Origin of the sequence: Pantoea sp. UBA7232 (assembly GCF_002473195.1) — a bacterium.
GTDB lineage: Bacteria > Pseudomonadota > Gammaproteobacteria > Enterobacterales > Enterobacteriaceae > Pantoea > Pantoea eucrina.
Map to the genome: position 1 here is coordinate 422,927 of NZ_DKTK01000018.1, position 15,350 is coordinate 438,276.

The 15,350-nt window shown below is 62.1% G+C and carries 11 protein-coding genes; 4 read left to right on the plus strand and 7 right to left on the minus strand.

The window, feature by feature from the left end; translation table 11 throughout:
• Positions 1–44 precede the first annotated feature (44 nt).
• Entirely contained in the window at positions 45–1,499 is a 1,455-nt protein-coding gene (locus B4056_RS16560; protein WP_065648978.1) for an AMP nucleosidase, read from the plus strand.
• A 54-nt stretch (positions 1,500–1,553) separates the two neighbouring features.
• Here B4056_RS16560 and B4056_RS16565 read toward each other — a convergent pair whose 3' ends face one another.
• Positions 1,554–2,852 carry an NCS2 family permease gene (locus B4056_RS16565; RefSeq protein ID WP_217647492.1) on the minus strand — a complete coding sequence of 433 codons (1,299 nt, stop codon included), beginning with the start codon at positions 2,850–2,852 and terminating at the stop codon, positions 1,554–1,556.
• A 405-nt stretch (positions 2,853–3,257) separates the two neighbouring features.
• Here B4056_RS16565 and B4056_RS16570 point away from each other — a divergent pair, with 405 nt between their 5' ends.
• Entirely contained in the window at positions 3,258–3,998 is a 741-nt protein-coding gene (locus tag B4056_RS16570) for a winged helix-turn-helix domain-containing protein (protein ID WP_039385241.1), read from the plus strand.
• On the opposite strand, the gene B4056_RS16575 is transcribed toward B4056_RS16570, so the two are convergent.
• From B4056_RS16575 to B4056_RS16595, 5 genes are all read right to left on the minus strand, one after another.
• On the minus strand, positions 3,941–4,987 hold the full coding sequence (locus tag B4056_RS16575) for a carbohydrate kinase family protein (protein WP_071667971.1): 1,047 nt from the start codon (positions 4,985–4,987) through the stop codon (positions 3,941–3,943). The two genes, B4056_RS16570 and B4056_RS16575, sit on opposite strands and share 58 nt — an antisense overlap.
• Before the next feature lies 1 nt (position 4,988).
• Positions 4,989–5,849, minus strand: a complete 861-nt coding sequence (locus B4056_RS16580; RefSeq protein ID WP_094112314.1) for a ketose 1,6-bisphosphate aldolase — start codon at positions 5,847–5,849, stop codon at positions 4,989–4,991.
• A gap of 115 nt (positions 5,850–5,964) precedes the next feature.
• Complete coding sequence (locus B4056_RS16585) at positions 5,965–6,903, minus strand: ABC transporter substrate-binding protein (RefSeq protein ID WP_288655381.1); 939 nt, start codon at positions 6,901–6,903, stop codon at positions 5,965–5,967.
• Between the two features lie 72 nt (positions 6,904–6,975).
• Positions 6,976–7,959, minus strand: a complete 984-nt coding sequence (locus tag B4056_RS16590) for an ABC transporter permease subunit (protein ID WP_108569559.1) — start codon at positions 7,957–7,959, stop codon at positions 6,976–6,978.
• A gap of 10 nt (positions 7,960–7,969) precedes the next feature.
• Complete coding sequence (locus tag B4056_RS16595) at positions 7,970–9,472, minus strand: sugar ABC transporter ATP-binding protein (RefSeq protein WP_039385247.1); 1,503 nt, start codon at positions 9,470–9,472, stop codon at positions 7,970–7,972.
• Between the two features lie 145 nt (positions 9,473–9,617).
• Here B4056_RS16595 and B4056_RS16600 point away from each other — a divergent pair, with 145 nt between their 5' ends.
• Entirely contained in the window at positions 9,618–12,200 is a 2,583-nt protein-coding gene (locus B4056_RS16600) for an ATP-binding protein (RefSeq protein ID WP_145338967.1), read from the plus strand.
• Between the two features lie 10 nt (positions 12,201–12,210).
• Here B4056_RS16600 and B4056_RS16605 read toward each other — a convergent pair whose 3' ends face one another.
• On the minus strand, positions 12,211–12,783 hold the full coding sequence (locus B4056_RS16605; RefSeq protein WP_104085160.1) for a phosphonate C-P lyase system protein PhnH: 573 nt from the start codon (positions 12,781–12,783) through the stop codon (positions 12,211–12,213).
• Positions 12,784–13,062: 279 nt separating this feature from the next.
• Here B4056_RS16605 and B4056_RS16610 point away from each other — a divergent pair, with 279 nt between their 5' ends.
• Positions 13,063–15,219: a putative bifunctional diguanylate cyclase/phosphodiesterase gene (locus B4056_RS16610; protein WP_094112297.1), complete on the plus strand. Its 2,157-nt coding sequence runs from the start codon at positions 13,063–13,065 to the stop codon at positions 15,217–15,219.
• Positions 15,220–15,350: the final 131 nt, after the last annotated feature.

A 15,350-nucleotide genomic window follows, 5' to 3' on the forward strand; every position in this document is an offset into this window, starting at 1 on the left:
GCTATGCTCTGCTCAACCTGATCCATTTTCCTGAAGGAGAATCTATGCAAACACAACGGAACGGATTGACTGCCCATCAGGCACTGGATGAACTGGAGCGCTGCTACGATGCGGCGGTTGAGGCGCTGCGCAACGCTATCCGCGACTTCACTGAACAGGGTACGCTGCCCGACGCAGAGCAGCGGCAGCAGGGGCTGTTTGTCTATCCGGAGCTGCGCCTGACCTGGCAGGGAGAGGGTCCGCAGCAGAACCGCACCCGTGCCTGGGGCCGCTTTACCCATACCGGCCGCTACAGCACGACGATTACCCGCCCTGCGCTGCTGCGCCACTATCTCAGCGAGCAGCTGCAGATGATTGAAAAAGAGTATGACGTGCTGATTGAAGTGGGGCCGTCGCAGCAGGAGATCCCCTACCCTTACGTGATTGACGGTTCGGATCTGTCGCTGGATCGCTCGATGAGCGCCAGTATTGCCCGCCATTTCCCGACCACCGAGCTGTCGCAGATTGGCGATGAGACCGCAGATGGCCTGTTCAACGCCGATGCCCGCTTTCCGCTCTCCCATTTTGACGCACTGCGTACCGACTTCTCGCTGGCGCGCCTGCGGCACTACACCGGCACGGCAGTGGAACACTTCCAGCCTTTCGTGCTGTTTACCAACTACACCCGGTACGTCGATGAGTTTGTGCGCTGGGCGATAGAACAGGTGCAGGATCCCGCCACGCCGTATGACAGCCTCGCCTGCGCCGGTGATGTGGTGATCACGGCGGAAACGGCCGATCCCGCGGCGATGATGTCCGATCTGGCATGGAAAAAGCATCAGATGCCCGCCTGGCATCTTACCTCGCCTAACCGGCGCGGAATTACGCTGGTTAATATTGGTGTAGGCCCCTCCAATGCCAAAACGATCTGCGATCACCTGGCGGTGACGCGTCCGCACGCCTGGCTGATGATTGGCCACTGCGGTGGCCTGCGCGAAAGTCAGAACATTGGCGACTATGTGCTGGCGCACGCCTACCTGCGTGATGACCATGTGCTCGACAGCGTGCTGCCGCCGGATATTCCGGTACCCAGCATCGCCGAAGTGCAGCGTGCGCTCTATGACGCAACCAAGTCAGTGAGCGGTATGCCGGGTGAAGAGGTTAAACAGCGGTTGCGTACCGGTACGGTGGTGACCACGGACGATCGTAACTGGGAGCTGCGCTACGCCGCTTCCGCGCTGCGTTTTAACCTGAGCCGCGCCGTGGCGGTGGATATGGAAAGCGCGACCATCGCGGCGCAGGGCTACCGTTTCCGCGTGCCTTACGGCACGCTGCTGTGCGTATCAGATAAACCGCTGCACGGTGAGATCAAGCTGCCGGGTCAGGCGAATCGCTTTTATGAAGGGGCCATCTCTGAGCATCTGCAGATTGGCATCTGTGCGGTAGAGCTGCTGCGCGCCGAGGGCGATAAGCTGCACTCCCGCAAGCTGCGCACCTTTAATGAGCCGCCGTTCCGCTAACGCACCGGCCAGCCATTATCAGCAGGGAAGCCCGTCCGGGCTTCCCTTTTTTCATCAGGCGCTGAGCCAGCCCAGCTTGATGACAAACAGCAGCGAGAGGATCACCAGTGCGCTATTCACTTCACGGGCGCGGCCGCTCAGCAGCTTAACAACGGTCCAGGTAATGAAACCAAAGGCGATGCCGTTCGCAATTGAGTAGGTCAGCGGCATGGTCAGCGCCGTTACCGTTACCGGTGCCGCCGTCGTCACATCTTTCCAGTCGATTTCCGCCAGGCCCGATGCCATCAGCACGGCGACGAACAGCAGCGCCGGGGCGGTGGCCCAGACCGGTACGCTACCCGCCAGCGGCGAGAAGAACAGGCTCAGCAGAAACAGCGCGGCCACCACAATGGCCGTCAGGCCGGTGCGTCCGCCGGCGCTGACGCCAGCCGCAGATTCCACATAGCTGGTGGTGGTTGAGGTACCGAGCAGTGAGCCAAACAGCGCAGCCGCGCTGTCAGCAATCAGTGCACGTCCCATTTTTGGCACGTTGCCCTGCTCATCCGCCAGACCTGCGCGCTTAGTTACGCCCAGCAGGGTGCCGGTATTATCAAACACATCAACAAACAGAAAGGCAAAAATTACGCTTACCAGCCCCACATTAAAGGCGCCGGCAATATCGAGCTGCATAAAGGTAGGCGCGATTGAAGGCGGCGCGGAGAAGACGCCGCCAAACGGCGTCAGGCCGATGCCCATAGAGATAAAGGTCACCACCAGTATGCCAATCAGCACCGCGCCGGTCACGCGGCGCGCTTCCAGTACCACGATGATAAAAAAGCCGAGCAGCGCCAGCAGCGGCCCTGGTTTGGTCAGATCGCCCAGCCCGACCAGCGTCGCCGGGTTATCCACCACAATGCCGGCCCCTTCCAGCGCAATCAGCGCCAGGAACAGGCCGATACCGGCGGCGATGCCGGCGCGCAGCGGCAGGGGGATGCTGGCAATAATCCACTCGCGGATTTTAAAAATCGAGAGCGCAAAGAAGATCACCGCCGACAGAAACACCGCGCCCAGCGCAATCTGCCAGGTGTAGCCCATATGCAGCACCACGGTGTAGGTAAAGAACGCGTTCAGCCCCATGCCGGGTGCCAGCGCAATCGGATAGTTAGCAATCAGTCCCATCAGAATTGAGCCGATCGCCGCCGCCAGGCAGGTCGCCACAAACACCGCCCCTTTATCCATGCCGGTCGCGCCCAGAATAGAGGGGTTAACAAACAGGATATAGGCCATGGCGAGGAAAGTGGTGATCCCCGCCACGATCTCCGTGCGCACGGTGGTGTTGTGCGCTTTAAGCTTAAACAGTTTCTCTAACATCATTTTCTCTCATGAGCGGAGACGCAGCGGCTGCGCGTTCTCACTGGCCAAAGTGGTTAACAGCTGATCGTTGTTGCTGAAAGCGAGCCTGCCGGACGTGAGGTGTCCCCTCCGCTTTCCCCTGTCCTGATAGCAATTGCTGTGCCATCTCCTGCGCAATCGTTTACGTTTTCCGTTGCGCATCCGGTTAAGAAAAGTCTGAACCAGAAAGAGGCGCGATTATGGTGCATTGCCCCGCTGCTGCGCAATCGTTTTCCTTGCTGCCCTATAAAGCGCGATAATTTTGCGGTGCCGCACGCTTTCGCGTTCTGCATGGCGATATCGCTCACGTTTCTGCTGCACGATTCAGCAGGCTAAAAACAGCAGGTTATAGTGCCTTTACTCTCTGCATGATAACGAGGCCGCGCCATGAAGCCCGCGATACTGATCGTTGACGATGATCGTGCCATCTGCGAACTGCTGCACGATGTCTTAAGTGAGCACGTTTCCGCCGTGTATCGCTGCCACCTCGGGCGCGATGTTCAGGCGCTGCTGACGCAGCATCCGGATATTTCGCTGGTGATGCTCGATATGATGCTGCCGGATACGAACGGGCTGCTGGTTCTGCAGCAGATCCAGCGTGAGCGGCCGGATGTGCTGGTGATCATGCTGACCGGAATGGGATCGGAAGCGGAGATGGTGGTGGGCCTGGAAATGGGTGCCGATGACTATATCGCTAAACCCTTTAATCCGCGCGTGGTCGTGGCGCGGGCGCGCGCCGCACTGCGCCGCAGCGGCAGGCAGGATGAACCAGACGCTGTTATCCCTGCGGGCTGGCAGTTCAACGGCTGGCAGCTGGATGAGGTGCGCTGCCAGCTGCTGAATCCGCAGCGTGAAAGCGTGCCGCTGACGCAGGGGGAATATACGCTGCTGCGCGCGCTGGTCGCACACGCCCGCAAAGTGTTAACCCGCGACCAGCTGCTGGAGCTGACGCACAGCGAAACGCTGGATGTCTTTGACCGTACTATCGACGTGCTGATCATGCGGCTGCGGCGCAAAATCGAAGCTAACCCGCATCAGCCAAACCTTATCCGCACCATTCGCGGCCTCGGCTATGTATTTTCAGCTGACGTGGTGCGTCCGGCAGCGCGCGTATCGCAGATCGCCTGATCCATCCAGCGCTGCATCTCCGGCAGCGGCCGGATCCCATCCAGCGCGTTCGCCGCGCGCAGGTTAAAGCAGGCGCAGGTGTGCGCCAGCTGCAGCGTGGCTGACAGCGTAAAGCCCTCGTGGCTGGCGTACAGCACGCCGGCGCAGAAAGCGTCACCCGCTCCCACGCTGCCGACAATGTCGCTGGCATTCAGCCGCCACGCCGGCTGCCAGCACGCCTCACCGCCCCTTTCTGTCCCCCACGCCCCTTCCGGCGCGTGGATCACCACGCGCTGACGCACCCCCTGCTGCAGCAGCCACGCGCCCGCGGCAGCAAACGTCTCCGGCGATGCCAGCCCGGCGCCGTGCCGCAGCGGGATACCGGTCAGCGCCGCCGCCTCCAGCTCATTAATGATTAAATAGTCGAGCCAGCGCAGCGCCGGCAGCACCAGGCTGCGGTGATCGCCGGCGCGCGAGACCAGATCGAGCGAGGTCAGATAGCCGCGCTGCTGCATCTGCGCCAGCAGCCGCGCGCTGCGCGTGCCGAACTGCGCGTCGGGCCGGTCAAGCTGGTCGAGCAGCAGCAGATAGCCGAGGTGAAAAATGCGGTGCGGAGTAGTAAGGTCGCGGAAATGCGCCACATCAAGCAGCGCGCTGGCGCCGCGCGCGTGAAAAAAGGTGCGCTGACCATCCGGCGCGGTCATTACCTGCGTCATGGCAGTGGCCGCCGCGCGGGTGCGCGTTACGCCGCGGCAATCCACCCCCTCCTCGCGCAGTCGCTGCAGCAGATAGTCACCGTCCGCATCCTCGCCCGTGATACCGGCAGCCGCCAGCGGTAAACCTGACTGCATGCGCGCCAGCGTCAGGAGCACATTCGGCACCGCGCCGCCGCTGCAGCGCTCGCGCGCCACGATTTCGGTCAGCCAGCCCTGATCCGGCCAGTGCGTAATGCGCTGGACATGATCGACCAGCAGAGTACCGGCGGCCAGAATGCCGCTGCGTGCCGTCATCTCAGGCGCGTCCGCTGCTGCCGAAAATCTGCATCTGCTGCGCGACCACGCGGCTGATATTGCGCTCCACCGCCATAAGCAGCTCAGCAAAGCTGTCATAGCGGGCGTCGCGCTGATCCATCTGCGTTTCTATTGCGTCCAGCGCCGCCTGGGACATGCCGGTGTAGAAGTTGATTTTATGAATGCCGAGCGTAATGGCGCGGCGGAAATCGGCGTCGCTAATGCCCGATCCGCCGTGCAGCACCAGCGGAATACCTGCCGCGCTGCGGATCGCCGCCAGCCGGTCAAAGTCGAGGCGCGGTTCGCCTTTATATTTACCGTGTGCGTTACCGATCGCCACCGCCAGGCAGTCGATGCCGGTACTCTGCACAAAGTCAGCCGCCAGCGCCGGATCGGTAAATTTTGCGCTGTCCGCTTCACCGGTCAGCGCCCCGCCCTCGTCGCCTCCCACCGCGCCCAGCTCCGCTTCGACCGAGACGCCCACCGCATGACAGAGTTTTACGACCTCCTGCGTCTGACGCACATTCTCGTCATAGCTCAGCCCGGAGCCGTCAAACATCACCGAGGTAAAGCCCAGGCGCACCGCCTGCACCACCGCCTCGAAATGCAGACCGTGATCGAGATTGAGCACCACCGGAATCGCGTGCCGCGCCGCCTCGCAGCGAATCGCCGCGACCAGGTGATCGAGGCTGACATACTTAAAGTGCACCTCTGCGAGGTTGATGATAAAGGGTGAACGCTGCTGCTCCGCTGCCTGAAACAGCGCGCGCAGAAAGTGGGTATCGAGGACGTTAAATGCGCCCAGCGCGTAGCCGTGCTGCTGCGCATGGGCCAGCCCCTGCGCCAGAGATATCAGTGCCATGAAGTGCTCCCGTCACGTGAGGGGTAATGGAGGCTGCGGCGGCCAGGCAACATACCTGCCGCCGCAGCCCTCTCCTGCAGGCAGGAAAGGGATGACGACCGGAAAATCTGCCGCGTTATTTCACTGTCCAGCCTTTGTAACTGCTCACGTTGTCGCGATCGATCATCGTCACCGGGATCAGCACCGGTTTGTCGGGAGCAGACTTGCCTTGCAGTATGTTGTAACTAATTTCCACCGCTTTCTCCGCCATCACCTGCGGGTCCTGCGCCGGGGTCGCCACAAACAGCGAGCCTTTACGCTTCAGCGCCTCTTCCCCGTCCGGTGAACCATCGACCCCTACAATAAAGAATTCGCTGCGCTGCGCCTGTTTGGCCGCCAGGTCAGCGCCGATTGCGGTCGGATCGTTGATAGCAAACACGGCGTCGATTTTCGGATTAGCGGAGAGCAGACCGGTCATCACCTCCAGCCCGCCTTCGCGGCTGCCTTTAGCGTTCTGGTTGTAAGAGAGCAGCTTAATATCGGGGTGCGTCTTCAGCTCGCTCATGCAGCCTTCGACACGGTTCTGCACCGCCGAAACCGGCGGTCCGTTGATGATCACCACGTTGCCCTTCGCCTTCAGCCGGTCAGAGATATATTTACACGCCATCGCGCCTGCCTGGGTGTTATCCGAGGTAATGGTGGCGTTAGCGCCATCTGCGGCCACGTCCACCGCCACCACGACGATGCCGGCGTCGCGCGCCCGCTTCACCGCTGGCGCAATGCCTTTGGAGTCGGCGGCGTTGAGAATGATCATATCGACTTTGGCGGCGATAAAGTTATCGATCTGTCCCACCTGCTGACCGAGATCGTAGCCGCTGGAGACCAGCGTCACGTTGACCTTGTCACCTGCCAGCTCGCGGGCTTTCAGCTCGGCACCTTTGGTGATCTGTACAAAGAACGGGTTGGCCAGATCGCCTACGGTCACCCCTATCGATTTCAGCTCTTTTGCCTGTACCAGCGGCGCGCTCAGCAGCGTGGCGGCCAGCAGTCCGGTTACAATCGGATTAAAACGCATAGTTGATGTTCTCCTGCTTTTTTTATTGTCAGCGGTCCGCGGGATCGCCACCTGGAAATGTTCTGCCGGCCTTCAGCTGACGTGATGACGGGTACGGTATTTATCGATTAACACGGCGACGATGATCACGCCGCCTTTGATCACCAGCTGCCAGAAGTAGGAGACGCCCATCAGCGTCATGCCGTTGTTGAGCGTGGCGATAATCAGTGCGCCAATCAGCGTGCCGGTGATGGTGCCGATACCGCCGACAAAGCTGGTGCCGCCGAGGATCACCGCAGCAATCGCATCCAGCTCATAGCCCACGCCAAGGTTGCCGTTGGCGCTGTAGAGTCGTGAGGCGCTCATCAGCCCTCCCAGCCCGGAGAGCAGGCCGCTCATGGCGTAGACAAAAATCAGCACCGCGCCGACTTTGATCCCGGTCAGACGGGCCGCCTGCATATTGCCGCCCACCGCATAGATATGGATGCCTAAAGTGGTACGGCGCAGAATGAACCAGCAGAGCGCGATAACCGCAAAGGCGATGATGATCAGCCACGGCACCGGCCCGAGATAGCCGTTGCCTATCCACTCAAAATTGATGCTGGAGTTAATGACCGTTGTACCGTCAGCCAGCAGATAGGCGGCCCCGCGCAGGGCGGTATAGGTGCCAAGCGTGACGATAAACGGCGGCAGCCCGGCCCAGGCGACCAGGATGCCGTTGAACAGTCCCATGATCAGCCCGGCACCCAGTGCAGCAGGGATCGTCAGGCCGGCAAAGGCGGGATCGAGCGACACCACCATCGCGACCACTGCCGTGGTGCCGAGCATGGAGCCCACAGACAGATCGATACCGCCGGTCAGAATGACAAACGTCATCCCCGCCGCCAGCACGATATTGATAGAGGCCTGCCGGGTAATGTTCAGCAGGTTCGCCTCGGTGAAGAAGTTAGGTGCGATAAAGCCAAACACCGCCACAATCAGGATCAGAATCGGCAGGATCCCGATCGTCTGCAGCAGATCGCTCATTAACGCCCGTTTCAGCGTCGGGCTGGTTACGCGTGCGGTTTCGCTGGTCATTCCTTTCTCCTCAGGCTGTAACCGGCTGAGCGCCGGTGGCCAGTGTCATGATATTTTCCTGGCTGATGGCGTCACCGCTCAGCTCGCCGGCAATGGTGCCTTCACGCATGACGTAGACGCGATCGCTCATGCCCACCACCTCCGGCAGTTCGCTGGAGATCATCAGAATCGCCACGCCCTGCTGCGCCAGCTGATTCATCATGCGGTAAATTTCACTCTTCGCACCGACGTCCACACCGCGCGTCGGTTCGTCCAGAATCAGAATGCGCGGCGCAATAGATACCCAGCGGGAGATCAGCAGCTTCTGCTGGTTGCCGCCCGATAGCCCGCCCGCGCGAACCTGCGCATGCGGCACGCGAATATTGAGCGAGGCGATAGCGTCAGTGGCGATCTTCTGCCCCTTACGCCGGTTCAGCAGGCCGTAGCTGGCGTCGCGCTCCAGCGTCGCCATCACAATGTTTTCCCGGGCGGCCAGTTCCAGAAACAGCCCCTGCTCTTTGCGGTTTTCAGTGAGAAAGCCGATGCCGCGCGCGATCGCCTCGCGCGGGGAGCGGATGTGCACTTTTTCTCCGTCAATCCAGATTTCGCCGCCGGCGGGCTGCTGCACGCCAAATATCAGCTGCGCCAGCTCGCTGCGTCCGGCGCCCACCAGGCCGGCGAGGCCGACAATTTCGCCCGCGCGTACCGCCAGGCTGCTGGGGTGGACCTTGTTGCGGTCAGTCAGGTGATTGACCGCCAGGCGGATAGCACCAAACGGAATGTCGCGCGCTTTGTTAAACAGATCGCTGAGCGGACGCCCGACCATCATGCGTACCAGTTCGCTGGCGTTGAGCTGCTCACGCGTCAGGCTGCCGACATACTCACCATCGCGCAGCACGCTGACGCGATCTGACAGCTCATACACTTCAGCCATGCGGTGACTGATGTAGATAATCGCCATGCCTTCGCTGCGCAGCCGCTTGATCAGCGCAAACAGCTGCTCTGTTTCCCGGCTGGAGAGCGCGGCGGTAGGTTCATCCATCACCAGAATGCGGCTGTTGCGGTGCAGCGCGCGGGCGATCTCCACCTGCTGCTGTTCGGCGATGCTCAGACGGCCGACCAGATCGGTGGCGCTGAAGCGCGCGCCAAGCCGCGCAATCACCTGCTGCGCCTCTTCCGCCATCTGCCGGCGTTTCACCAGCCCGCCGCGCGCAATCTCGCTGCCGAGAAAAATGTTCTCTGCCACCGTGAGGTTGGGTGCCAGATTGATCTCCTGATAGATCAGCGTAATGCCCGCCGCCAGCGCCTCTTTAGGGCCGCGGATGGCGTACGGCTTGCCCTCAATCAGGATCTCCCCGCTGCTGGCGCTGTAGGCACCGGCCAGGATTTTCATCAGGGTGCTCTTACCGGCCCCGTTTTCGCCCATCAGCGCGTGTACTTCGCCCGGCCAGATAGTGAGATCCACGCCCTTCAGGGCGTAAAAGCTGCCGAAGCGCCGGGTAATACCGCGCATCTCCAGTATCGGTGCTGTCATTGCCGCGCTCCTGCTGCCGGATAGTGCTGAGCAGTGTCGCCGCGCAACATAAATGGAAAATGTCAGCGCCCGTTCATATTTGTCATATTGCCTCTGCGCGCCACTTTTATACTCGGCTGACGTTCCGCATTGCGAGGGGTGGCGCATGAGTCAGACTTTGCCGTGGTATGCCGGTGCCCGTGGTCGCCTGCTGCTGTTTAATCTGCTGGTGGTCGGCGTGACGCTGGCGGTCAGCCTGGTGGCGATTACCGGATTCCGCCACGCCGGCACGATTCAGGAACAGGCGCAGGCGCAGACGCTGGCCGATATGAATGGCAGCCTGGCGCTGGCGCGTGATACGGCCAACGTGGCAACGGCGGCGGTACGCCTGTCGCAGGTGGTGGGTGCGCTGGAGTATCAGAGTGAGTCGGCCCGCCTGCAGCAGACGCAGCAGGCGCTGCAGCAGGCGCTGACGCAGCTGGCGGCGGCCCCCGTGGCCAGGCAGCAGCCCGCCCTGCTCAGCCGTATTCGTGAGCGCAGCCAGATGCTGGAGCAGAGCATCACGCTGCTGCTGCAGCGGGGGCATCAGCGCCACCTGCAGCGCAACACCATGCTAAGCGGGCTGTGGCAGGCGCAGCTGCTGCTGAACCGGATCTCAGCGCTTGCGAGCGACGCCGCTTTTCTGCCGCTGCGCCAGCAGAGCGAGAGCCTGCTGGCGGTAGCGATCCGCTCTGCCGCGCCGCAGGCTGCGGTGCAGCAGCTCTCATCCATTCTTCCGGTCTGGTCAGCCCTGCCGCTGGAAGGCGTGCTGGCGCTGCAGCGGGCGCGCTTTGTCCATGCCCTCCGTGCGCTGGAGCCGGTCGCCGCCGGGCTTGAGGAGAGCGATACCGGCATCGCCTACGCGACCTACCGTATCAAGGCGCTGGTGGCGATGCTCAATGAGGATATCACCCGCTATGTACAGCAGGTGGCGCAGCAGAGCGATGCGCGCAGCGCCAGCACCCACCGTGAACTCAACTCGGTCATCGGTTTTATCGCGCTGTTTATGCTGCTGGCGCTGCTGATCACCGGTTACGCCGGCTACTACATCTACCGCAATCTCGGCTCCGGCCTTACCGCTATCGCCCGCGCGATGACGCAGCTGGCGCAGGGGGAGAAAGGCGTCAGCGTACCCGGCCAGACGCGGCGCGACGAACTGGGCGATCTGGCGCGGGCGTTTAACGTTTTTGCCCGCAACACCGCCTCACTGGCGCACACCTCTTCACTGCTGAAAGAGAAAAGCACCCAGCTGGAGTCAACCTTTCTCGCCATGCGCGACGGCTTTGCGCTGTTTGATAACAGCGGTCAGCTGGTGGTCTGGAACGCGCAGTATGCGCAGCTGCTCGGTATTGCGCCGCATGAGCTGCAGCGTGGCCTGCACTATCAGCAGCTGCTGGCACGGCTGGATCTGCAGCTGCTCAGCCTGCAGGATGCGCAGGAAGTGCGGCTGCCGGACGGGCGGACGCTGGAGCTGCGCTTCAGTCCGGTGCCGCGTCGCGGCATGGTCAACACCGTGCTGGAGCGCACCTCGCGAAAAGCGCTGGAGGAGGCGCTGCTGCACAGCCAGAAAATGAAAGCGGTGGGCCAGCTGACCGGCGGACTGGCGCACGATTTTAATAATCTGCTGGCGGTGATCATCGGCAGCCTGGCGCTCACCGCCGATCAGCTGCCGGCTGGCACGCTGGCAACCCGTATCGAACGTGCCCGCCAGGCGGCGGACCGCGCCGCGCAGCTCACCCAGCGACTGCTCGCGTTTTCCCGTAAACAGGCGCTCTATCCACGGGCGGTCGCGGTCGTGGATCTGGTAGAGGATCTGCATTCGCTGCTGCAGCACGCCCTGCTGCCCGGTCAGCAGCTGGTAACAGAAGCAGCACGCCCGGGCTGGCCGGCATGGATCGATGCCGGTCAGCTTGAAAATGCGCTGATGAACCTGGTGGTTAACGCGCGCGACGCGCTGCAGCAGCAGCCCGGTGAGATAGTGCTGCGCGTCTGGAACCAGCGCAAAGCGTCCGCGGCGGGTAAACGCGAGTGGGTCGTGGTGGAGGTGATCGATCGCGGCTGCGGCATGTCAGCGGAGGTGCGTCAGCAGGTGTTTGAACCCTTCTTCACCACCAAGCCCACCGGCAGCGGCAGCGGTCTGGGGCTATCGATGGTGTATGGCTTTGTGCGGCAGTCGGGCGGTGAAATTGCGCTGGAGACCGCACCGGGCCAGGGTACCACGGTACGCCTGCTGCTGCCGCGCGCGGCGGAGGCGGTACAGCCGGTGGCGGCTCCTCCACCCGCGCAGCCCGGTGCGAGCCGCGATCGGCTGGTGCTGGTGCTGGATGATGAACCCGCCGTACGGCAGACGCTGTGTGACCATCTGCATCAGCTTGGCTATCTGACGCTGGAGTGCGCCGACGGTGCCAGCGCGCTGGCGCTGCTGCAGCAGACACCCGATATCGATCTGCTGATCAGCGATCTGATGCTGCCCGGTGCGCTCAACGGCGCCGATGTGATACGCCAGGCGCAGCAGCAGTGGCCGCAGCTCGCCACGCTGCTGGTCAGCGGGCAGGATCTGCGCCGGTCGCAGGTGACGTTACCGCTGTGTGAACGGCTGGCAAAGCCGTGGCAGCAGGCGCAGCTGGTTCAGGCGCTGGAGCGGGCCTGGCAGCGCAGCGCACGGCTTAACCGCGCGCGGCAGGCTGCTGCCACACCGCTTTCCCGCTGATAGCCTGCGCTCAGCACACCGCCACCCGGACAGTATGCGGCAGCGCCATGAGCGTTTCACCGCAGGTAAAAATGAGATCTGACCGCTGCCGGCCGGGATGCGGATGCTCACGCAGATAAGCGAGCACCGCCGGCGGCAGCTGCGGTGCAACCGCGCGCGTTTCACGCAGCCCGTCGCCGCTGAGACGCAGCGTCAGGCCGCCGTTCAGACCTGGCAGCTCAATAATCAGCGTGCGGTTATGCCCGGCGGCGGCCTGCCGGGCCATCAAAGTAGCGGGATCGGGATTCGCACGGGCGTGACTCAGGGCCAGCGAGGCGTTGCAGGCGGAGACAAGCGGCATGCCGGTACAAAAATGCAGCGTGCTGCGCAGCGCCGCACTGTCAATCTGCGGATCGAGCCACAGCGTATCTGCCCCCTCTTCCCGCGTCAGCAGCAGCGCGCTGGCAGCAGAGGAGAGTTCGCGCTGGCCTGGCATCAGCGGCAGCGACACGATAACGCCTGGCTCGCTCATCGCTTTGTGTACGCGACGGGACGCCTGCTGAGCATCCGCGACGGAATAATGAAAACTGGCCAGTAAAGTCATGGGTCCTCTCCGGATACCGGAATAAACAATAAATAGCCGGGCGCTTTCAGCGCCGTGTCCGGCTGCCCCGCCCGTTTTAATGAACGCTCAGGATGCGCGCAGCAGATGACAGTGCGGTGATGATGACGTGACGGCGCGATGAATCAGCCGCGGCCAATGAGCAGCTAACGCATCAGGATGATTAATAAGTGCATCTCGCGCCGTGCCGCTCTCCGCCAGGCACAAACCCGTCTTTCTGCTAACTTATTCAATACGGCCGCCTGTTTATATGAAGAAAAAATAATGAATTCAATCAAAACATCCCGTCAATTCCGGCACAGTTTTTTGCGTCAGGTGGTCGCGCCGCTGATCGCAATTCTGGTGCTGTCGTTTGCCGGGGCCGGTAGCGGACTTTACTGGGGGACATCCGTGACCAACAGTGAAGCGCGTGAGCAGCAGCAGCGGATGATTGCCGCCTCATTCGACCAGAGCCTCAGCGAGCATTTGCGCCAGCTGCGCAGCCTGACGCGCTGGTCGCCGCTCGCCAGCCACCTGACGCTGCGTGACGCCGACCGGGCGTGGCTGGATCAGAACGTCGGCAGCTGGCTTTATGAGATGTTTGCCCATCAGCTGATTCTGCTGCTGGACAGCAGGCAGCAGCCGGTTGCCGCCTGGCGCAACGGTGAGCCGGTCAGCCCACAGGCAGTCGGTCCGTGGCTGCGCGATCTGCTCGCCACGCCGCTGGTAGCCAGCGCGGCGGGCGCAGAAGATCGGGCCGATTTTGTGCGCATCGCCGGTCGCGCTGCTGCACTGGCCGTGGGTGAAATTAGCGCGCCTGACACGACAAACCGGTTTAGCCTGGTGAGCGTCGCGTTTCTTGACGACGGCTATCTGCGTCACCTTTCCGATCGCAGCCAGCTGGCGCAGCTGCACTTTAGCAACGCGCCGCCCACTGATAAGGAGATGGCTTTCTGGCCCCTCTCATCGCAGAGCGGCCAGCGGGTAGGCTATCTGAGCTGGCAGCCCGATAAGCCCGGCGCGCAGATGCTGCGCACGATCGTGCCCTCAACGCTGCTGTCGGTGCTGATTATCACCCTGCTCTGCCTGTTTATGGTACGGCGCATCTGGACCTCCTCGCTCAGCCTGTCGCAGTCGCTGGTCCGGCTGGGTGCCAGCGAGGCGCAGGCGCAGCACCTTGCGTTTCATGACGTGCTGACCGGCCTGCCCAACCGCGCGCTGGTGGAAGATCGCCTGACCCAGGCGCTGGCCGCGGCGCTGCGGCACGATCGCCGCGTGGCGCTGCTGCTGCTCGATCTTGATCGGTTTAAAAATATCAATGACACCTGGGGCCATCACGCCGGCGATGAACTGATCCGCGAAGTGGCGCGGCGCCTGAGCGAGATTGTGCGCACCAGCGATACCGTGGGACGCATCGGCGGCGATGAGTTTATTATCGTGATGCCGGATACGGAGACTATCGGCCAGGTGCATACGCTGGCGCAGCGCATTATCAGCGCGCTCAGCGCTCCTTATCATCTGCTGGGCAATGAGCTGTGGGTTGGCGTCAGTATCGGCCTGGCGCTGGCACCGAAAGATGGCGTGGACCGGCTGGAGCTGATGCGTAAGGCGGATATCGCGCTGTATGACGCCAAAAATCACGGGCGCGGTCAGTTTCGCCAGTTTGAGAAAGCGATGGATGAGTCGCTGCGTACCCGGCAGGAGCTGGCGGCAGAGCTGCGTCAGGCGCTGGTTAATTTTACCGGGCTGGCCGTCTGGTATCAGCCGCTGATGGAGATTAACGGTGAGCGCGTTGTCGGCGTTGAGGCGCTGCTGCGCTGGCACCATCCGACCCGTGGCGATATCTCACCGGCTGACTTTATCGCTATCGCCGAAGAGACCGGGCTGATCCTGCCGCTGGGCGAGTGGGTGCTGCGCGAAGCGTGTAAGACGTCGCTGAAGCTGCCGCAGGTGGTGGTGGCGGTGAACGTTTCACCAGTGCAGTTTCGCAGCAGCGGCTTTGTCTCCCGGCTGCTGGAGATTGTTGCGAGCGAAGGCGCCGATCCGCGGCGCCTGGAGCTGGAGATCACCGAAGGCGTGCTGATTGAGGATGAGCATGCGTCCCGCAGCTGTATCATTGCGCTGCGTGAAGCGGGCTTCCGTATCGCGCTGGATGATTTTGGCACCGGCTACTCCAGCCTTAACTATCTGAGCAGTTTCCCGGTCGATAAGATAAAAATCGACCGTTCTTTTACCCAGTCGCTCGGCGTGGCAGATAACTCAACCGCGATTATTGAATCCGTCGTTCGGCTGGGGCACGCCATGGGCCTGACCGTCACCGCCGAAGGCGTAGAAACCGAAGGACAGATGCACGCCCTCGCCAACGCCGGCTGTAACCAGCTGCAGGGCTATCTGTTCAGCCACGCCGTCCCGCTAACCGAGATTGAAAAAATGGTATAGGAAACGACAGGATAAAACCCCGTAGGGGCGCCATTTATGGCGCCCTGATAACAACCGGGCACGGCACATAAACGACGTTAGGTCCACATAAACGAATCCAGGGACGCATAAATGCGTCCCCTACCGGCACC

What these genes read in the sequence shown, in the direction of transcription:
- B4056_RS16600 (WP_145338967.1), top strand. Translation starts at nt 9,618, where the DNA reads ATGAGTCAGACTTTGCCGTGGTATGCCGGTGCCCGTGGTCGCCTGCTG.
- B4056_RS16570 (WP_039385241.1), top strand. Translation starts at nt 3,258, where the DNA reads ATGAAGCCCGCGATACTGATCGTTGACGATGATCGTGCCATCTGCGAA.
- B4056_RS16590 (WP_108569559.1), bottom strand. Translation starts at nt 7,959, where the DNA reads ATGACCAGCGAAACCGCACGCGTAACCAGCCCGACGCTGAAACGGGCG.
- B4056_RS16575 (WP_071667971.1), bottom strand. Translation starts at nt 4,987, where the DNA reads ATGACGGCACGCAGCGGCATTCTGGCCGCCGGTACTCTGCTGGTCGAT.
- B4056_RS16605 (WP_104085160.1), bottom strand. Translation starts at nt 12,783, where the DNA reads ATGACTTTACTGGCCAGTTTTCATTATTCCGTCGCGGATGCTCAGCAG.
- B4056_RS16560 (WP_065648978.1), top strand. Translation starts at nt 45, where the DNA reads ATGCAAACACAACGGAACGGATTGACTGCCCATCAGGCACTGGATGAA.
- B4056_RS16585 (WP_288655381.1), bottom strand. Translation starts at nt 6,903, where the DNA reads ATGCGTTTTAATCCGATTGTAACCGGACTGCTGGCCGCCACGCTGCTG.
- B4056_RS16565 (WP_217647492.1), bottom strand. Translation starts at nt 2,852, where the DNA reads ATGATGTTAGAGAAACTGTTTAAGCTTAAAGCGCACAACACCACCGTG.
- B4056_RS16595 (WP_039385247.1), bottom strand. Translation starts at nt 9,472, where the DNA reads ATGACAGCACCGATACTGGAGATGCGCGGTATTACCCGGCGCTTCGGC.
- B4056_RS16580 (WP_094112314.1), bottom strand. Translation starts at nt 5,849, where the DNA reads ATGGCACTGATATCTCTGGCGCAGGGGCTGGCCCATGCGCAGCAGCAC.